Annotated in this window: 14 protein-coding genes; 9 read left to right on the plus strand and 5 right to left on the minus strand. The window is 64.4% G+C overall.

Annotated features, from left to right (window positions below):
- Positions 1-14: 14 nt before the first annotated feature.
- A complete protein-coding gene (locus DNK59_RS21995) occupies positions 15-830 on the minus strand; it encodes a helix-turn-helix transcriptional regulator (RefSeq protein ID WP_110724662.1) in 816 nt (271 codons plus the stop codon).
- A gap of 121 nt (positions 831-951) precedes the next feature.
- Between DNK59_RS21995 and DNK59_RS22000 the strand changes: the two genes are divergently transcribed.
- Positions 952-2,376 carry an MFS transporter gene (locus DNK59_RS22000; RefSeq protein ID WP_110724591.1) on the plus strand — a complete coding sequence of 475 codons (1,425 nt, stop codon included), beginning with the start codon at positions 952-954 and terminating at the stop codon, positions 2,374-2,376.
- A 72-nt stretch (positions 2,377-2,448) separates the two neighbouring features.
- Here the strand turns inward: DNK59_RS22000 and acnB are convergent, their stop codons facing one another.
- Entirely contained in the window at positions 2,449-5,058 is a 2,610-nt protein-coding gene (acnB, locus tag DNK59_RS22005) for a bifunctional aconitate hydratase 2/2-methylisocitrate dehydratase (RefSeq protein ID WP_110724592.1), read from the minus strand.
- Between the two features lie 408 nt (positions 5,059-5,466).
- Between acnB and DNK59_RS22010 the strand changes: the two genes are divergently transcribed.
- Complete coding sequence (locus DNK59_RS22010) at positions 5,467-5,934, plus strand: DUF1289 domain-containing protein (RefSeq protein WP_092315275.1); 468 nt, start codon at positions 5,467-5,469, stop codon at positions 5,932-5,934.
- 233 nt (positions 5,935-6,167) lie between these two features.
- Here the strand turns inward: DNK59_RS22010 and DNK59_RS22015 are convergent, their stop codons facing one another.
- A complete protein-coding gene (locus tag DNK59_RS22015; RefSeq protein ID WP_092315273.1) occupies positions 6,168-7,031 on the minus strand; it encodes a universal stress protein in 864 nt (287 codons plus the stop codon).
- 290 nt (positions 7,032-7,321) lie between these two features.
- Here DNK59_RS22015 and DNK59_RS22020 point away from each other — a divergent pair, with 290 nt between their 5' ends.
- The 3 genes from DNK59_RS22020 (at position 7,322) to DNK59_RS22030 (ending at position 10,099) form a co-directional block, all read left to right on the plus strand.
- Positions 7,322-7,927, plus strand: coding sequence for a tRNA-(ms[2]io[6]A)-hydroxylase (locus DNK59_RS22020; RefSeq protein ID WP_092315271.1), 606 nt, complete (start codon positions 7,322-7,324; stop codon positions 7,925-7,927).
- A gap of 171 nt (positions 7,928-8,098) precedes the next feature.
- Complete coding sequence (locus DNK59_RS22025; protein WP_092315269.1) at positions 8,099-8,809, plus strand: winged helix-turn-helix domain-containing protein; 711 nt, start codon at positions 8,099-8,101, stop codon at positions 8,807-8,809.
- Positions 8,810-10,099: an ATP-binding protein gene (locus DNK59_RS22030; protein ID WP_092315267.1), complete on the plus strand. Its 1,290-nt coding sequence runs from the start codon at positions 8,810-8,812 to the stop codon at positions 10,097-10,099.
- Between the two features lie 90 nt (positions 10,100-10,189).
- Here DNK59_RS22030 and DNK59_RS22035 read toward each other — a convergent pair whose 3' ends face one another.
- Positions 10,190-10,990, minus strand: coding sequence for a MipA/OmpV family protein (locus DNK59_RS22035; RefSeq protein WP_092315265.1), 801 nt, complete (start codon positions 10,988-10,990; stop codon positions 10,190-10,192).
- A 6-nt stretch (positions 10,991-10,996) separates the two neighbouring features.
- On the minus strand, positions 10,997-12,820 hold the full coding sequence (locus DNK59_RS22040; RefSeq protein WP_110724593.1) for a serine hydrolase: 1,824 nt from the start codon (positions 12,818-12,820) through the stop codon (positions 10,997-10,999).
- A gap of 175 nt (positions 12,821-12,995) precedes the next feature.
- Between DNK59_RS22040 and DNK59_RS22045 the strand changes: the two genes are divergently transcribed.
- Genes DNK59_RS22045 through DNK59_RS22060 form a run of 4 tightly spaced genes read left to right on the plus strand, consistent with a single transcriptional unit; the run spans position 12,996 to position 19,368 of the window.
- Positions 12,996-14,114 (plus strand): AAA family ATPase, encoded by a 1,119-nt coding sequence (locus DNK59_RS22045; RefSeq protein ID WP_110724594.1) that lies wholly within the window; start codon positions 12,996-12,998, stop codon positions 14,112-14,114.
- Positions 14,111-14,548, plus strand: coding sequence for a hypothetical protein (locus tag DNK59_RS22050; RefSeq protein ID WP_110724595.1), 438 nt, complete (start codon positions 14,111-14,113; stop codon positions 14,546-14,548). Before DNK59_RS22045 ends, DNK59_RS22050 begins: the two co-directional genes overlap by 4 nt.
- A 1-nt stretch (position 14,549) precedes the next feature.
- The gene (locus tag DNK59_RS22055) at positions 14,550-16,367 is read left to right on the plus strand and encodes a hypothetical protein (RefSeq protein WP_110724596.1); all 1,818 of its coding nucleotides are present in this window, start codon (positions 14,550-14,552) and stop codon (positions 16,365-16,367) included.
- Entirely contained in the window at positions 16,360-19,368 is a 3,009-nt protein-coding gene (locus DNK59_RS22060; RefSeq protein WP_110724597.1) for a bpX6 domain-containing protein, read from the plus strand. The genes DNK59_RS22055 and DNK59_RS22060 overlap by 8 nt, the downstream gene beginning before the upstream one ends.
- The last annotated feature ends 111 nt before the right edge of the window (positions 19,369-19,479 follow it).

Consider the following 19,479-nt stretch of genomic DNA (forward strand, 5'->3'; position numbering starts at 1 on the left):
TTGCGCGAGCGGCCTCAGGCACCGGGCCGCACCGCGAAGTAGCGGGCGGGGGAATCGCCAAAGGCCCGGCGGAACATGGCGATGAAGTTGCTCGCCGAGGCGTAGCCAAGGGCATCCGCCACCTGATTGACCGCCACCCCGCGGGCCAGCATCTCCAGGGCCAGCGCCAGTTGTGCCTGCTGGCGCCACCGGGCGAAGTTCAGGCCGGTCTGTGCCAGCATCAGGCGCCGCAGGGTGCTGGCCGACATCGCGCCCCAGGCAGCCCAATCCTTGAGGGTCCACTGGCTGTCGCGGTTGTCCAGAATGGCCTGGGCAATCTTCAGCAGCCGGGGTTCGCTGGGCAGCGGCAAGTGCAAGGGCTGCGGCGCGGCGCCGCGCAGTTCATCGAGTATCACCGCGCTGATCCGCGCCTGCTCGGGCCCCAGGCGAGCCTGGCCGCTCCAGCCCGCAGCGCGCTCCACCAGCACCCGCAACACGCTGGAGATCCCCAGCACGCAGGGCCTGTCCTGCAACTGCCGGCTGGCGCTGGGCGAGAGCAGCAGGCTCCAGCCGGTGAGGGCACCGCTGACGCGGATCTGATGCGCCACCCCCGGCGGCATCCAGCCGGCGCGCTGCGGTGGCAGCAGCCAGGCACCATGGGCGGTCCTGACCTGGATCATCCCGGTTTCCACGCAGAACACCTGCCCCCGGGCGTGCTGGTGCCAGTCGTATTCGCGGGTGCCGAGACGAAACTCGCTGGCGGGGCGGTCATCGCCACGCAGGGCGATGACATCGGGTCCGGCACACCATTCGCTGAGGTCGTCGGGCACGGCGGCGTCGAAGTCGGTCATCTTGAACACTTTTCACTATTTGTCGGAGGGTTGCCGTTACCTGCTCATTGTCTTCCAGGGCGCAGAATTCAGTCCAGACCCTTACCGGCTGCTTGCCAGCCCCTGACTTCGAGGAATGCCCATGTCATCTGTTTCCCTTCCGGCCGCCCCCGCTTTATTGAGGCGCGGCACGCCTTCCTGGGTGGCGACGCTGGTTGCCTGTGTCTGCGCCTTCATGGTGGTGATGGACGGCGCCATCGTGAATATCGCGCTGCCGGCCATGCGTCAGGAGCTGGCGTTGTCCGCTGTGCAATTGCAGTGGGTGGTGGACGCCTACCTGTTGCTGCTGGGCGGTTTCATGCTGCTGGCAGCCCGGGCCGGTGACCTTTACGGACGCCGGGCACTGCTGCTGTGGGGGCTGGCGCTGTTCAGCCTCGCCAGCCTGGTTGGGGGCATGGCCCAGAGCGCCTGGATGCTGCTGAGCGCCCGCGCGGTCCAGGGTTTCGCCGCGGCGGCGCTGGCCACTTCACCCCTGGCGGTAATCATGGCCGGACACCCCAAGGGCGCCGGGCGTGAACGGGCTATTGGCCTGTGGGCGGCCTGTGCGGCCTTGGGCTCGGCCTTTGGCGTGGTCGCCGGCGGGCTGCTGACCAGCCTCTACAGCTGGCGCTGGGTGATGTGGGTAAACGTGCCGGTGGCGCTGTTGCTGATGGCGGTGGTTGGGGCCTTGCTCAACCCGCGGGCTGCCGACGTTCGCCGCCAGAGCCTCGATGTGCCCGGGGCGCTGAGTGTGACCCTGGCACTGGGTGCGCTGATCTTCGCCCTGGCGCAGTCGACCCGCGACGGCTGGAACGATCCCTGGGTGCAGGCTGCGCTGGGGGTAGCTGTGCTGGCATTGGTGCTGTTCGTGGTGGTGCAGCGTCGGGCTTCGGAGCCCCTGGTAAGGCTGGAGATTCTGCGCCTGCGCAATGTGCCCATCGGCATGCTGATGATCGGCGGCTTGGGTGCGGTGTTGACCTGTTCCACCTATTTCCTGTCCCAGGCGTTGCAGCGGGTGGTCGGGCTCGATGCCTGGGATACCGGGCTGGCGCTGTTGCCTCTGGCTCTGGCCCTGGCCGTTGCGGCGATGCTTTCGCGGCGCCTGCGCGAGGCGGGCTGCACGCGCCTGCCGCTGTTCGGCGGGCTGATTTCGGCGCTGGGCCTGGCCTGGCTGTACGGCTTGCCGGCACAACCTTCGATGCTGCACGACCTGCTGCTGCCGACGCTGCTCACCGGAGTGGGGTGCGGCCTGACCCTGATGAGCGCCACCCAGGCGGTGCTTTCAGGGGTGCCGCAAGGGGATTGCGGGTTGGCGGCGGGGCTGCAGAATGCCGCGCGGCAGTTGGGTGGAGCCATTGGCCTGGCGCTGCTGGTGGCACTGGCCCATGGCGTCAGTGGCGATCTGGCGGGCACGGTGCCGCCCGTTGCGGCGGAACTGGCCGGCTATCAGGCGGCCTTTCTGGCGGCAGCGCTGATCAGTTGCGCTTCGGCGCTGTTGTCCCTGGCGCTCAGGCACGGCGAAAGCTGAGGCAAAACGCAGGCATAAAAAAACGCCGCGTATCGTGGAATACGCGGCGCTCTTTTTTACAACGCTAGAACCTTAGGCTTGCACCACCGGGATCTTGGCGTTGGCTGCAGCTTCACGGAACTCGGCGATCTGGTCGAAGCTCAGGTAGCGGTACACGTCCGCCGCCATGCTGTCGATCTTGCCGGCGTATTCCATGTACTCCTCGACGGTCGGCAGGCGACCCAGGATCGAAGCCACCGACGCCAGCTCGGCCGAAGCCAGGTAGACGTTGGCGCCATCGCCCAGACGGTTCGGGAAGTTACGGGTCGAGGTCGACACCACGGTGCTGTTCGGTTCTACACGTGCCTGGTTACCCATGCACAGCGAGCAGCCCGGCATTTCCATGCGCGCGCCAGCCTTGCCGTAGATGCCGTAGTAGCCTTCCTCGGTCAGCTGGTGAGCGTCCATCTTGGTCGGCGGCGACAGCCACAGACGGGTTGGCAGCTGGCCCTTGACCTGATCCAGCAGCTTACCGGCCGCGCGGAAGTGACCGATGTTGGTCATGCAGGAACCGATGAACACTTCGTCGATCTTCTGGCCAGCAACGCTGGACAGCAGGCGAGCGTCGTCCGGGTCGTTCGGCGCGCAGAGCACAGGCTCCTTGACGTCGGCCAGGTCGATCTCGATGACTTCGGCGTACTCGGCGTCCTTGTCGGCTTCCAGCAGCTCGGGGTTGGCCAGCCAGGCTTCCATCGCTTGCGCGCGACGCTCCAGGGTCCGGGCATCGCCGTAGCCTTCGCCGATCATCCAGCGCAGCAGGGTAATGTTGGACTTCAGGTACTCGGCGATCGATTCCTTGGACAGCTTGATGGTGCAACCGGCAGCCGAACGTTCAGCCGAGGCGTCGGACAGTTCGAAGGCTTGCTCGACGGTCAGGGTTTCCAGACCTTCGATCTCCAGGATGCGGCCGGAGAAGGCGTTCTTCTTGCCTTTCTTCTCGACGGTCAGCAGGCCTTTCTGGATCGCGTAGTAAGGAATGGCGTGGACCAGGTCACGCAGGGTGACGCCAGGCTGCAGCTTGCCCTTGAAGCGAACCAGGATCGATTCCGGCATGTCCAGTGGCATCACGCCAGTGGCGGCGGCGAAGGCCACCAGGCCGGAACCGGCCGGGAACGAGATGCCGATCGGGAAACGGGTGTGGGAGTCGCCACCGGTGCCGACGGTGTCCGGCAGCAGCATGCGGTTCAGCCACGAGTGGATGATGCCGTCGCCCGGACGCAGGGACACGCCGCCACGAGTCATGATGAAGTCGGGCAGGGTGTGGTGGGTGGTGACGTCGATCGGCTTCGGATAGGCCGCGGTGTGGCAGAACGACTGCATCACCAGGTCGGCGGAGAAGCCCAGGCAGGCCAGGTCTTTCAGCTCGTCACGGGTCATCGGGCCAGTGGTGTCCTGGGAGCCGACGGTGGTCATCTTCGGTTCGCAGTAGGTGCCAGGGCGCACGCCCTTGCCCTTGGCCAGGCCACAGGCCTTGCCGACCATCTTCTGTGCCAGGGTGTAGCCCTTGCCGGTATCGACAGGTGCTTCAGGCAGTTTGAACAGGTCGGTTGGGCCCAGGCCCAGCTCGGCGCGGGCCTTTTCGGTCAGGCCACGGCCGACGATCAGCGGGATACGGCCGCCGGCGCGAACTTCGTCCAGCAGTACCGGAGTCTTGAGTTCGAAGGTGGTGATGACTTCGTCGCTACCGTGCTTGCAGACCTTGCCGGCGTGCGGGTAGACGTCGATCACGTCGCCCATGTTCAGGTTCGACACGTCGAACTCGATCGGCAGGGCGCCGGCGTCTTCCATGGTGTTGTAGAAGATCGGGGCGATTTTCGAGCCGAAGCAGAAGCCACCGGCGCGCTTGTTCGGCACGTAAGGGATGTCGTCGCCGAAGAACCACAGCACCGAGTTGGTGGCCGATTTACGCGAGGAACCGGTACCCACCACGTCGCCGACGTAGGCAACCGGGAAGCCCTTGGCCTTGACTTCTTCGATCTGCTTGAGCGGGCCGATGGCGCCTTGTTGCTCAGGCACGATGCCGTCACGGGCCATTTTCAGCATGGCCAGGGCGTGCAGCGGGATATCAGGGCGCGACCAGGCGTCCGGGGCAGGGGACAGGTCGTCGGTGTTGGTTTCGCCAGGAACCTTGAATACGGTCAGGCTGTACTTGTCGGCGATGGCGGGCTTGTTGGTGAACCACTCGCCGGCGGCCCAGGATTCCAGCACGGCCTTGGCCTGGGCATTGCCTGCCTTGGCTTTTTCGGCAACGTCGTGGAACGCATCGAACATCAGCAGGGTGTGCTTGAGCTGGGCGGCAGCAACGCTGGCCAGTTCGGCGTTGTCCAGCAGCTCGACCATGGTGGCGATGTTGTAGCCGCCCTGCATGGTGCCCAGCAGCTCGACGGCACGCTTCTTGTCGATCAGCGGCGAAGTGGCTTCGCCCTTGGCGACGGCGGAGAGGAAACCGGCCTTGACGTAGGCGGCTTCGTCCACTCCTGGTGGAACGCGGTTGGTGATCAGGTCAACGAGGAAGGCTTCTTCGCCAGCCGGGGGATTCTTCAGCAGCTCGACCAGGCCTGCAGTTTGTTCGGCGTTTAGCGGCTGGGGAACGATACCCAGTGCTGCGCGCTCTTCGATATGTTTGCGGTAGGCTTCAAGCACAGTATTACCCTCATCAGTGGTCCCAAATGGGTGTCCGGGACGCTCATCCCGAAATTGCCGTACTCATGCGCTGCGTGGCGTTGTGCGCCACTTAGCCAGAATTACCGACAATTCCTTACAGAAGCTGCTTTCAAAGTTTTACGCCTGCAGAACGGGGAGCTGATGAGGGTTGGCGCTGGATTTTTCCCCGCTGGAAAAATCCCTCGCCAACACCGCTCTGAAGGAACGACTGTGCTCGTGACGCTTTGAAAACAGCTTCAAACGGACATTGGCGCCTAAAAAGGCTGGCTGATTCTACGGCAAAAAAAGTCTCAACGTAAGTTGCCGGATTGAAGTTTGAGGGGTGATCAATCTTAGACAAAGGGCTAACATTGCCGACTGTTTTGCCTTTGCGTGTGTTGTTTCTCTATGCCCAATCAGACCATCAAGACCCCCTGCGTCGGCCTCTGCTCCACTGTCTACGGAGATCTGGTGTGCCGTGGCTGCAAGCGTTTCCATCACGAAGTGATCAACTGGAATGGTTACAACGAAGAGGAAAAGCGCGCGGTCTGGTTGCGTCTTGAGCAACTGCTGGTGCAGGTGATGGCGGCCAAGCTGGAAGTCTTCGACCCGGCGCGCCTGCGCGGGCAACTGGAGCAGCGCAAGATCCGTTTCGTGCCGCACCAGTCCGAATACTGCTGGGCCTACCAACTGATTGCCCGGGGCGCGCGGGTGATCAACCAGCTCGACGCCTACGGGATGGTGCTGTTGCCGGAGTTCCGCGATTGGGCGCTGCCGGAGTTGCGCGACGCCATTGATCGGGAGTTCTTCCTGCTGTCGGAAGCCCATTACCAGCGCTACATCGCCCCCGGTTTTCTCAAGGACGCCCTGGGCTGAGCCATTCGCCGGCAAGCCGGCCCCAACACCAAGGGTTCTCACGCAAATACCGCTGTAGGAGCTGGCTTGCCAGCGAAGGCGGCCGTCAGGGCGGTGTAAGGCTCAAGGGTCTCTTCGCCGGCAAGCCGGCTCCTACGGGTTGAAGTCGATCGGGTTGTTGTAGGAGCTGGCTTGCCAGCGAAAGCGCCGTCATGGACGGCGCAGGTTGCGGGATGGCGTTGCCTAAAAGGGGCTCAGGCCTTGGCCGCCAGTTCTTCCAGGTGATCCATGATGTCCGCCGGCTTGAGCACCAGCACGTCGCTGTCCAGGGAATCGAGCACCACCTCGGCGGTGTTGCCGATCAAGGCCCCCGACAGTCCGGTTCGGGCCACTGTGCCGATGATGGTCAGCACGGCCCCCAGCTTGTGGGCCATGTGGGGAATCAGCACATCCGCCGGGCCTTCTTCGATGTGCAGGTGGTTGTCGTCGATATCGAACTCGGCCTGGAACGCCTTGCACTCCTCGCGATAGCGCTTCTCGATGGTTTCCTTGAGCTGGAACACCGGATCGGCGGCCGAGAGCATCGGTGACGGGTGGGCGCTGATCACGTGCAACTGGGCCTTGGCCAGGCTGGCGATGTCGAAGCCATGGTCGACGATGCTGGCATGCAGCGTGCGGTGCTCGCCGTCCATGTTGCCAACGTCGATGGCCGCCATGACCACGCCACCGGCCCAGGGGTTGGCGGTCTTGACCAGCAGCACCGGGGTCGGGCAGTAGCGCAGCAGCTTCCAGTCCGCCGGGGTCAGCAGGACCTTCTTCAGCGGGTTTTCATGGACGTGCTGCTTGATCACCAGGCCGCAGCCTTCGGCCTGCTGCACGTCGATGATGGTTTCATGCAGGCTCTCGTTCCACGCCTGTTCGGTGGTGACGCTGTAGCCTTCGCTGCTCAGGCTGCTCTTGAGCACGCTGAGCAGCGCCGAATGCTCGTGCTTCCTGTCGCAGACCAGCAGGTGCAGATGGGCCTGGGTGACCCCGGCAATCAGCTTGGCGCGCTTGAGGGCGAGACTTTCGCCAGGCGTGGGATCGATGACCACCAGGATGCTGCGGATACTTTGCATGATCGGGTCTCCAGGAAAGGGATGAACGGCTAGGGTCTGTTCCCGTTTGGCCCAGCGACGCGGCTCGCCACCCAACGGGAACAGGCCCAGCGTGCACAACTATAGTTGCTGGCGCCCGCGCCGCATGTTGATGCATATCAAGCGCGGCCGCTGGTGGTCTGCGACGTGGCCGGTATAATCGCCAGCCTTTCGCTGTGAAGCCTTATTTGTCTCGTGAGCCTCATGTTATCGATCACTGATAGTGCCGCCATTGCTCGCCTTGCTGTGGCGGATTGCTCGGAAATGCGCCGATGAACTTTCCGGAAATTCATGACTTCCTCGGCTGTCGGACCCCCGACGCCTGGGTCCAGGCGGCCCTGGCCGATCAGGAAACCCTGCTGATCGACCACAAGAACTGCGAGTTCAAGGCCGCCAGCACCGCCCTGAGCCTGATCGCCAAGTACCACTCCCATGTCGACCTGATCAACATGATGTCGCGCCTGGCCCGGGAAGAGCTGGTGCACCACGAACAGGTCATGCGCCTGATGAAAAGACGCAAGGTCGAACTGCGCCAGTTGCACGCCGGGCGCTATGCCTCGGGCCTGCGCAAGGTGGTGCGCAGCCACGAGCCGGTGAAGCTGGTGGACACCCTGGTGGTCGGTGCCTTCATCGAAGCCCGCAGTTGCGAGCGTTTCGAAGCCCTGGTGCCGCACCTGGACGAAGAACTGGGCAAGTTCTACTTCGGCCTGCTCAAGAGCGAGGCCCGGCACTACCAGGGCTACCTGAAGCTGGCCTACCAGTACGGCGACGCCAAGGACATCGCCCAGGTGATCGACAAGGTGCGGGCCGCCGAGCAGGAGCTGATCGAATCCCCGGACCCGGAGTTCCGCTTCCACAGTGGCGTGCCGGCCTGGTAAGGCACTGCCCTTGTGTAAAAGCAGGGGCAAATTGTTAAAAACTCTTAAAAGAATGAAACTTTGCGCAAAACCGCTATAAGCCCGCGGTTTTGCCGCAGCCTTAGCCTTTTTTTAACCTTGGCCCCTCTATACTGCGCGCACTCAAAACTCTGTGTTCGCGAACGGGTAGGTATGGATAACCTGGGGCTTGGCAAGGTCCTGCTGGTGGAAGATGACGAGAAGCTCGCCGGGCTGATCGCCAATTTCCTGTCCCAGCATGGCTTTGAAGTGTTGGCGGTGCACCGGGGCGACGTGGCCCTGGCGGCGTATCTCGAATTCAAACCGAAACTGGTGGTGCTCGACCTGATGTTGCCGGGCCAGAGCGGCCTGCACGTGTGCCGGGAGATCCGCGCCGTGGCCGATACCCCGATCGTCATCCTCACTGCCAAGGAAGACGATCTGGACCACATCCTCGGCCTGGAGTCCGGCGCCGACGATTACGTGATCAAGCCCATCAAGCCGGCGGTGCTGCTGGCGCGCCTGCGGGCCCTGCAGCGGCGCCAGGTGCCGGAGTCGAGCGCTGCGCGCGGGGCCCTGGAGTTCGGCGTGCTGAGCATCGACCGCAGCAGCCGCGAGGTGCGCCTGTCCGGCGAGCCGATCGAACTGACCACCATGGAGTTCGAGCTGCTGTGGCTGCTGGCCAGCGCGGCGGGCAAGACCCTGTCCCGGGACGACATTCTCAACCGCATGCGCGGCATCGAGTTCGACGGTCTGAACCGCAGCGTCGACGTCTACATCAGCAAACTGCGCGGCAAGCTCAAGGACAATCCCCGCGAGCCGGTGTGCATCAAGACCGTATGGGGCAAGGGCTACCTGTTCAATCCGTTCGCCTGGGAGGTGTGAATGCTGCGTCTGTTTCTCGGGCTCTACATATTCCTGGCGTTGGGCTATGCCGGAGCCATGACCGCGGTGCAGCACATTTTCCTCAACTACCTGGCCGTGGACCTGATCGAGGCCTACAACCGGGAAGCGGTGCGCGGGCCGGCCTATAGCCTGAGCGAGCAGTTGCGGCCTTTCGACGAAGCCGGGCGCAAGCGCCAGCTGGAGCAGCTCAAGCCCCATTACGGGCTGGCGCTCAAGCTGGTGCAGGCCGGCGATCTGGGCCTCGATGAGCGCGAGCGGGCGCTGCTGAGCTCCAACCAGCTGGTGGTCCGCGATGATTTCAACGAATTCATCTCCAGCATCGACGGCGGCTCCCAGCTGTTGAGCATCAAGCTGCCGGAAGACCCGCCGCTGACCCTGCTCTACAACATCGCCGCCTACGCCTTGCTCGGCGTACTGCTGGCCATCGTCCTGTACTTTTGGGTGCGTCCGCACTGGCGTGACCTGGAGCGCCTGCGCCTGGCCGCCGAGCGTTTCGGCGGCAATGACCTGGGCACCCGCCTGCACCTGTCACGGCGTTCGAACATCCGCGACCTGGCCCAGCACTTCAACCGCATGGCGGCGCGCATCGAGGGCCTGATCGCCAATCAGCGCGAGTTGACCAATGCGGTGTCCCACGAGTTGCGTACACCCATTGCCCGCTTGTCCTTCGAGCTGGACCAGTTGCAGCAACAGCCCGACCCTGAGGAAAACCGCGAACTGATCGCCGACATGTACGCCGACCTTGGCGAACTGGAGGAAATGGTTTCCGAGCTGCTGACCTACGCCAGCCTGGAACACGGCGCGGCCACCATCAGCCGTGAAGACATCCAGGCCCAGAACTGGCTCGACAGCGTGGTCGGCAGCGTGGCCCTGGAGGCCGAGGCGGCCGGGGTGCAGTTGCTGATCCGCTGCTGCCAGGTGGACTACGTGCGCATCGAGCCGCGCTTCATGGCCCGGGCGGTGATCAACTTGCTGCGCAATGCCATCCGCTACGCCGAGCGCCGGGTGGAGGTGTCCCTGGTGCGTCTGGAGCACGGCTACGAAGTGCGAGTCAACGATGACGGGCCCGGCGTGCCGGTGGATGGGCGGGAGAAGATCTTCGAGGCGTTTTCCCGCCTCGATGCCAGTCGTGACCGGCGCACCGGCGGCTTCGGCCTGGGCCTGGCGCTGGTGCGTCGGGTCTGCCAGTGGCACGGCGGCCAGGTCGAAGTGCTGGATTCGGAATGGGGCGGCGCTTCGTTCCGCATGACCTGGGCGCATGTGGATTGAAGGCAGCGGCAAGCTACAAGCTGCGAGCGGCAAGCTACAAGCGGCAAGCCAAACGCCACCGCTTGCAGCTTGAAGCTTGCCGCTTGAAGCTCAAAAGCTGTATTCGATCTGGGTGCCCAGCACTGTCTGCAGGCGCCGGTCGACGATCGGGCTGTTGCCGGCTTCCTTGCTCAGGTACTGCATCGACAGCTGGGTCGAGAGCTTGGTCTGTTCATTGAGCGGCAGGCTCCAGGTCAGGTCGCCGCCGCTGCTCACCAGGCCGCCTTTGGCGCGGTAGGCGCTGAAGCGGCTATTGGCCGCCTGGGTGTTGCTCACGCCATACCAGGTCTGCATGTAGTCGGCGTTGCCGAACAGGCTGCTGAGGCTGGCGTCGAGGCTGCCCAGGCGGCCCTCGTACAGGGTGCTGGCGATGCTCAGTTGCAGCAGGCTGTAGGCCGAGCCGGTGTCGCGATTGTCATTCTTCTTCTGCGCGTGGGTCACGGTGGCCCCCAGTTCGAACGGCCCCAGGTCGTAGCCCAGGTGTGCGCCGAACTGGGCCCGGGACTTGATTTCGCCCATGCCCTTGAGGCGCTTGGAGCCCTGGCCCAGGTGGTTCTTGTCGCGTCGCTCGTCACTGGCGCCGACCCAGGTGCTGAAGGACAGGCCGCCCCATTCGTTGCCCCAGCCCAGACCTTGTTCGGTGTTGAGAAAAAAGCCGTAGGGGCTGACGATCTCGGCGCCGAGAATCGGCGTCACGCTGCGTTCGTCGCTGCCGCTGTAGCGCGGCATGCTGGCGGCACCACCGCGCACGCTGAATGTCCAGTCCTCGGCGTGCAAGGCCGGGGACGCCCCGAGCAAACCCAGGGTGCTTGCCAGGAGGGTGACGGAAGTGGTGCGTTTCAGGGTTTTCATAGGGCTTTAGAACCTCAGGTATTGGTGGGTGTAGGAGCGTTTGAATGAGTAGCCCAGGACGCTGATGCCATTGATCTGGCGGCGCACCGTATCGCCCAGGCCCGGGCCCTGGCCGGCAATGACGGCGTGGGCGTTGTCCATCGGGGCGAGGATGTAGTCGGTGGTCACGCGGCCCTGTTGCAGGCTGCGGATCATCAGGAAACCGTCCTCCAGGGCGATGCTGATATCGCTGATGCCGGTGTTGGCCGCGTCCTCGTTGAGGGCCTGGTAGGTGCCTACCGTGGACAGCCAGTTGTCGGGCAGGGGAACCGGATCGACGCGTTCGCCCATGGCCAGCAGCTGGCCGTGACGCCTTGCGGTGAACACCCGGCGCCCCTGGACGTTCAACAGGTCCAGCTGCACCTGGCCGAGGTCACCCAGGTCCTGCAGCCACACGCCGAGGAATTTCTTCTGGGCCCGCAGCCAGCCTTGTTCGTCGCGCAGCAGTTCGAAACGCTTGCCGGCCAGCTCGCCGAACAGGCGCTGGCCCTGGTCGCGAATGCGCAATACGCCCCAGGTGGTGGCGTAGAAACCCGCCAGGTGCTGGCGGTCGGCGGCTTCCGGTACCCGCCGCCGCGCGCTGACCTGCTCCTGAGGCTGGGCGCTGTCGCGCTTCTGGCTCCCGGGGGCACCGTGGGCCTGCAGCAGCATGCGCAGCACCTTGGTCACCAGCGGCCTGGCCACGGCCTCGCCGGAGCCTGAATTGCTCATCACGATCACTGCCAGCTGCTGCTCCGGCAGCACACTGATCCGGGCCTGGAAGTCGCTGCCCACCGCGCTGTGCTGCCAGGTCCGGATCCCCGGACGAACCCATTCCTCGCCGCAGGGCGAGAGGTACCAGCCCAGGCCCACCTGGCAATCGAAATCCAGCGGGTTGCCGTTGTTCTGCGCCCGCACCATTTCCTTGATCGAGGCCGGGGACAGCACCTGGCGGTCCTTGTAGTGGCCCTGGGCGAACAGCATCCGCACAAAGCGGCTCAGGTCCCGCGGGCTGCTCCACAGGCCGGTGGCGGACAGGTCGCGCAGCGGTTCGTCGGCGCTGCCGAGCCCGTCGGTATAGCCCCGGGCGCGGTAGGGCTGGGCCAGGCTGGTGCCGAGGAAGCTCGACTGGCTCATGCCCAACGGGCGCAGCAGGCTTTTCTGCAACTGGCGCTCGAAGTCCAGACCGCTGCTGCGCTCGATCGCCGCGCCCAGCAGGGCATAGCCCAGGTTGGAGTAGGCGGTCTGGGTGCCTGGGCAGTTGTTCAGCCAGATCCCGCTGACCTTGCCCGGCAGCTCGCCCAACGCCTGGGTGGTGTAGCGGTCGCGCAGGTATTCGGTGGGCAGGCCGGCCTGGTGGCTGAGCAGGCGGCGCAGGGTCACCGCCTGGTCGGCGGCGTTCTGGTCCTGGTGAAAGCGCGAGCGGACGTAGAACTCCCGCAGGCTGTCCTGCAGCGGCGCGTCCAGCTGCAGGCGTCCCTGTTCCACCAGTTGCATGACAGCGGTGGCGGTCAGCAACTGCGACAGGGCCCCGGCCCGAAACGCGGTGTTCTCGGTCACTTGCAGGCCGCGGTCCCGGTCGGCAAAACCGAAACCCCGGGCCCAGATCAGCTCCTGGCCGTCCACCAGGGCGATGGACAGCCCCGGCACCCGATGCTCGGCCATTTCCCGGGGGATGTGCTGCTTGAGGTAGCCGATGATGCTGGCGTAGTCGCCGCGACCGATAGTCGGCGGCGCAGGGGGTTGGCCATTGCAGCCCAGGCTGCCCAGGAGCATGCCGAGCAATGGCAGGTGAAGAAGTTTGGGAGACATACAGCAACCGACCGGACATTCGATGGGCGGATGCTAGGCAAGGGCGTTTGGGTAGTCTTTGACAGCTTTGTCGGGAAACTGTCAAAGAGTGTTAAGGGCCCGACTGCCGCTGCGAGTCTTTGCTCGATCAAGGGACTCAGGCAGAATCCTCGGCTTTTATTCAGGGATGACGAAGATGACCACCTCATTGCACAGTGCCGCTGCACAGATCCGTAGTGTGGTTCGCGTCGCTACCCAGGGGTTGGTCGGTCGCGAGCAATTGGCGGAACTGATTGTCCTGGCTGCTGTGGCTCAAGAACACTTGCTGGTGATCGGGCCACCGGGTACCGCAAAAAGTGCGGTGGTGCGTCGCGTGGCCCAGTCCATGGGCGGGCGCTACTTCGAATACCTGCTAGGGCGTTTTACCGAGCCTTCGGAGCTGTTTGGTACGGTCGACCTGAAGAAACTGCGCGAAGGAACGGTGGAAACCGATGTCAGCGGCATGCTTCCAGAAGCCGATATCGTCTTTCTCGATGAGGTCTTTCTAGGCTCCACGGCCATCCTCAATACCTTGCTCGGGGTGCTCAACGAGCGTCGCTTCAGACGTGGCCACACTCAGATCCAATGCCCTTTGCGGGTGTGTGTCGGCGCCGCCAACGCTTTGCCGGAAGACCCGGCCCTGGCTGCATTCGGGGATCGATTCCTGCTGCACCTGTTTGTCGATGCGGTGCCAGACAATCAACTCGAAGCCCTGCTCAGCGGTGGCTGGCAGGTGGAGCGCCAGGCCGTGGCGCAGATGCTCGACTTGAGTCAGCTCGAGGGCCTCAATCGCGCTTTGAAGGATGTCGATCTGGAGGGCGTGCGGCCCGTGTTGGCCCATGCGATCAGGTGCTTGCGCGAGGCGGGAATCACCCTTTCCGATCGACGCATCGTCAAGTCCCAGCGGCTGATCGCTGCTGCCACCCTGTTGTGCGGCAGGGAGCAGGCCACAGAGGCGGATCTGTGGCCACTGATTTATGCACTGCCCACTCAGGACAGCCAACTGCGGGGGCGCGAGGTGTTGCGTGAGCTGCTGGCGAAGTCAGGCAACAGCCACCTGTTCGGCGCGGTCGAGGAGGCCACTCTGCAACCGCTGTCCCGGCTCCACCGCTTGCTGGAAAGCGCCCGGGAACTGTTGCAGCGAACGGAACTCGATGGCCCGTCCGTAGAGAGCATGCTGCGCGAGATCGACGCCAACTTCGACCCACAGAACCTCCCGGATTCGCTGCAAATCGTGCGTGCACAACTAGTGGGCCTGCTGGCTGTGCTGCCATGAGTGGCGTACCGGCGTTGACCTGGGCCTGGCGCGAACGAGCCGTGGCGCAGCCGCCGAGAGCGGCGGTCGCCTGGGATGCGGTCGCCCGGCGTTTGCATCAGCGCTTGCGGCAGTTGCCTGGCGCGCAGGCCGGGCGTTTGCAGGCCACCGCCAATGCTCGGGTGCTGGTGGTGCTGGGGGCTGAATCCGACTTGCCCTGGGTCGAAGGCGTCCAGTATGCCGCCAGTCATAAACAGGCTCCCGCGTTATGGCTGCCGACCCGTTATGAACCTGAGGTCGCCATCGAACTGCTGGCGCAGGCACTGCTCGACAAAGAGGCGCGTTCCCTCTTGTTGTTGTGGCCAGAGCCCGCCGCAGTGATTCCTCTGGATCGGCAATTGCCGGTCACCGAGGAGCATTTGGCACGTATTGCCCACTACTGGGCGCAGAGCTGATATGCAGTTACCGCAAAGCCTTCAACCCTGGAGCGATTGGCTGCATTGGCTCGATCTCGAGTTGCAAACCGTGCTGGGCGATTGTCTGCGGCGCCTGCATCCGTTGCTGGGGCCGCTCAGCGGGCGACTGCAGGGCGGTGATCCGGAGCCCGATGGCCTGGGTGATCTGCACCAACGAGGCTCCTATGAGCGTTTGCTTGCCAGCGAATGGCTGCTGGCCGAGGAACTGCCGGAGGAATTTCTGCGGCGTGCTGTCAGCGCGGAGCATCTGTTCGTTGCGCCCCAATACCGGACCCATCAGGCCAGCGGCACGCTGATTGCGCTGTTTGATGCCGGGCCCTTGCAGCTAGGCGCGCCAAGGCTGGTTCACCTGGCGCTGATGATCATTCTGGCGCAGCGTGCGCGTGCGGCGGGCGCTGCGTTTCGCTGGGGCGTCCTGCAGGATGCCGACAACCAGCTGTACGAACTGGAGACGGCGGTGCAGTTGCGGCACCTGCTGGGGCAACGGACCTTCCAGTGCGTGGAGCCGGAGCATGGGCAGCGCTGGAGCGAATGGCTGAGCGCGCAGTCCGAACCTTGGGCTGAATGCTGGGCGATCGGGCAGCGCCTGCCCATCGACGACATGGGCCTGGCCGGTCGCTATCAGGTGCAGGTGCAGCAAAGCCTCGACGGTGGCTCCCTGGAGGTTGAGATCAGCGGCGCCAGGCGGGCCCGGACGTGCTTGCCAATCCCCCCGGTCAATGTCGGCCTGCGCATGCTCAAGGGCGAGTTCCAGGCGCCTGCGGCTGTAGAAGGGCGCTCTGCGATTGCTGCTCCACGGGTGCTGCTGACGCTGGCGCCGGTCATCTCCGATGCCGGAACCCACATTGCCATGGTGCTGCTGGACCAGCCCGGTTCTCTGATCCTCAGGTTGCCGAGTGCGGCGCACAAGCGGCCTCCGACGATTCATCAACAACTCTGGAAATCCAGCGGCCGGCCCTTGGCCATGAGCTTCGTGGGGCGCAAGGCGGGGGCTTTGCTCCGCTATGACGATCGGCTGTCGTTCTGGAACGTAGGCGGCCTTCCAGATGTCTTGTGTCCCGGTCCAGAGGTGCTCAAGCTGCCGTCGGGCACCGCGACGCTGCTGGCCTGCGCCTGGCTGCGCGATGAAAATCATGGGCGCTATTTCGTTCTCGACAGTCAGGGGCGGCTGGCCCGCTGGTCAGTGCTGCGTCATGCCTCCCCCGATGAGCCCCCCGGCACTTGCCTGCTGCTGGCAGACCATGTTCTGGGCCTGTCCAAGGTCGATTCCCAGACCCTGGTGTATGTGCGTGAAGAGGCCGGGCAATTACTGGCACGCACCGCTTGTGCAGGAGGCGAAATTCGCCAGACCTACCGTCTAGGGGCGGCCGCCGGGGTTACCCAGATACTGGTGGCGGCCGGAGGGCATTGGCAAAAGGACTTCGGTGCCTGCGCTTTGCTGACACCGGGCGCCGCGGGCGAGCGCTGGCAACTGCTGACGCGCAGCGGCAGTCAGGAACTGCGCCTGGCACCGGGTTGGCGCGGCTTCGGCCTGTGGCATGACCCCGTGCGCGAGGGCAACTCACTGGTTCTACTGGGACCCGATAGACGCACCGTTGCGCTGTACCACTCGGGTGAGCAGCGGGTCTTGTTCAGTTGCAGCGATGAAGTCGTCAAGAGCAGCTTCTGTTCCATCAGCGGATTGATTGCAGTGCTCACCGGAACGCGCGAGCTGCTGGTCTATTCCCTGGCGCAGGAGCGGATGCGCCTGCAGATCCACTGCAACCTGAAACCCAGCGAGGAGCTATCCCATGCCTGAGTCGACCGCCTGGGTGATCCGTCGTCCGTTGTTGCAGGGCAGGCAGCCGGTGGCGGCTCTGTGGTTTGCCCATGAGCGCTTCAGTGAAGCGCAGCGCCAGCGAATGATCCTTGAGCAATGGCAACCCGGCGCCAGCGCCCGGCGTTTTGCCGACGGTGACCTATTGTCGTTCGCCCAGCCTCTGTGGCGGGTGTGTGAGCAACTTGAGGGTTGGCCGTTGATACGTCTCGGGCCGGTCTTGTGCTCGGCAGCGTTGGACTCGCAAGAGCGCCAGGCCTTGCCACAGGCCGATCTCTGGTTGGTCCGTGGTGGTCAGGTGCAGGCCCTGCAATTGGCATCTTCCCGTTTGCTGGCGCCTGGAAGCTGGCTTGAGCTTGGCGACTACCCGTTGCTCGATACCTTCGACTGCCAGATGAGCTTACCGTCCCAGCTCCCTGAGCCAGAGCCGCTACAGAGCGACATCCGTCAGATCCTGGGTAACTGTGTGGCCGCGCCGGATCCGGAGCGTGAGGTGGTCATGCGGGCTTTGGCCGAGCGGCAGCCGCGTCAATCGACGACCGGCAAGGCACGCAAGTTCTCCATGGGGCAGGCAGTCGAAGCCTTGGCGGCGCCGGGCAAGCAGCGCTGGCTGCTGCATGGTGGCCTGGCGTTGTTGGGCCTGATGCTGTTTTTCAACCTGGGCCACAGCCTGCTCAAGCCCCGGCAGATCGACGCGCAAGCCGGGCCCGAGGATCTGCTGCTGTGGATTGCATCGATACTGCTCAGTGCCGTGCTGTTTACCCTGTTTCTGGCATGGCTGGGCCACCAGTTACGGGTTCAGCCCGGCGTGAGCGGCAAGGGCTCCGAGCACTCGGCGTCCAAGCATACTGCTCAAGTCCTTGGCCAGGACCAGGGGGGGACGCCGGGTAATAGCGCCGAGGGCGGGGCCTGGGCGGCGGAGTCGGCCTGGCAGCAGGCGCCAGCGATCAAGCCCCGGGCCCAGGCACGGCGCTTCAAGCCGTCAGCCTGGCGCAAGTGGCTGCAGCGTCTGGCTCAGGGAGTGGTCTGGCAAGACCTGTATGGTCGGCGCCAGGCGGCCTATCTGCAGCGCATGCTCGACATGTTCGAGCGTGGCCAGTTAGACCAGGCCCTGCGCCACGCGATACCGCTGATGAAGGATGGCATGCCGAGCGATCCTTCTTTTGCCACCCCGCAACCACGCAAGGACCTTGACCTGAACCGCGGGGAATCGGTATCGCGCAACCTGGCGCTCAATGATGAGATTCGCGAGCACCTGCGCCAGGTCTATCGCCAGACCTTCAACCGGTTGGACCGTGAGGGGCGTATCGAGGAGGCCGTGTTTGTCCTCGCCGAACTGCTCAACGCCCATCAGGAAGCCCTGGACTACCTGGAGCGTCATGGGCGCTTCGAACAGGCGGCCGGCCTGGCCCTGGCCTGGGACTCTCCGGCGTCGGTGATCGTGCGCTTGTTGTGCCTGGCCGGTGATTGGCAGCAAGCCCTGCATGTCGCGCGGCGTGACGACGCGTTCGCCGATGCGGTGGTGCTGCTGCAAGAGCGCTGGCCAGAACAGGCCGAGCAGTTGCGCCTGGAATGGGCCTATCACCTGACGCGTCAAGGTTTGTGGCTGCAGGCCGTGGATGTGATCTGGAGCCTGCCTGCCGAGCGTGAGCGGGCAGCTCAATGGCTGCTCGCCGCCGAAGCCGCTGGAGGACGACTGGCGGCGGCAGCCCTGGTCAAGCGTGCCATCCTGCTGCCGGACACCCTGGATGCCTATGCCGACTATCTGACGCAACTGCGTGACGAACCGCAGCGCAGCGCCGAACGTGCGGGGCTGGCCGAGGCGTTGTTGCAGCACAAGTCGCAGAGCAAGCCGCTGGCCTGGCTGGCAAACGCCCTGGTGCACGCGCTGCTGGCCGACGCCGCTCAAGGCGTGGGGCAGATGCAGACGGCCCAGTTGTTGTCGCTGGTCAAACTGAGTCAGAACAAGCTGTTACAGCAGGACCTGCCCGCCAGGCTGTTGCCGCGCCACCGGCCTGTGGCCCTGGCCGAGCGCAGTGAGCCGCTTGAGTGGCGTGCGGGCGATGCCGGCGCGCGTCCGATCCTCGATGCCGTGCCCCTGGACGACGGGCGTTATCTGCTGGCGCTCGGGGAGGCCGGCGCGGCGGTGGTCGATGCGCAAGGGCGGGTGCTGTTCAATTTTGCACAGCCAGCCTGGCAGATTGTCCTGGCACATGGGCGGCAGGTAGCGCTGGTGCTGGCCCGGCGCGACAAGGTCTGGCGCATCAGCAAGCTGGATCTGGTGCAGCGTCAGGCCACCGACCTGGGAACGCTGGTGCTGCAGCAGTTTGCCCGCGAGTTCGATGGCGTTGCCTGGACCATTGGCCTGGAACAAGAGGTGCGGGTGGTGGATGTGGACCATGGCTTCAGGACCCTCTGGCATGTTGGTGATGTACCGGGCCAAGTCCTGCAACTGCAGGCTGACGCGCAGAATGAATGGTGGTGGGTCGGCAGCGAATCAGGCGACAGCGAATGCTGGCATTACCTGTTGCCGGAGCGACGTTTGCGCGCGCGCGACCGCTTGCAGGTGGTTGCACAGAATGTCGACGGCTCGACGCCCAGACGCCACTTGAGTGTCGACGGAGAGGTTTTCAGTGTCTGGGTAAAGGCCCCTGAGACAGCCGAACCGGTGCTGATTCTGGAGTTGGCCAACAATCGACAGGGCTGGCGCTTGCCTGGCCTGGGGGACGACCTCTACCAGTCACCGCGAGCGCAGCTCAGTGAACAATGGCTAGTCGCTGGCTACTTCACTGCATCGGGTGAGCAGATGTGGCACTTCATTCACCGTCCTCGGGCACAGTTGGCGGCGAGTCTGATCTGGCCCGAGTCCTGTGCAGTGGGTGTGCGTTGCCTGGGGCCTGACTGGTTGCTGTTCGATCAACGCGGCAGGCTGGCCCACGTTGATGTCAATACTGGCCAGTTGCGTAATCTGAGCCTGTATTGAACAACAGGCCTGATACCCCGTGGGTGACCGAGATCCGCATGGGTTGACGGCGCTGTGCGATGGTCTTTGCATCTTGAAGTGTTGGCTGCCGTGCACCGCGCCTCAAGCCGA

Source organism: Pseudomonas sp. TKO26, from assembly GCF_003225665.1.
Lineage (GTDB): Bacteria > Pseudomonadota > Gammaproteobacteria > Pseudomonadales > Pseudomonadaceae > Aquipseudomonas > Aquipseudomonas saponiphila.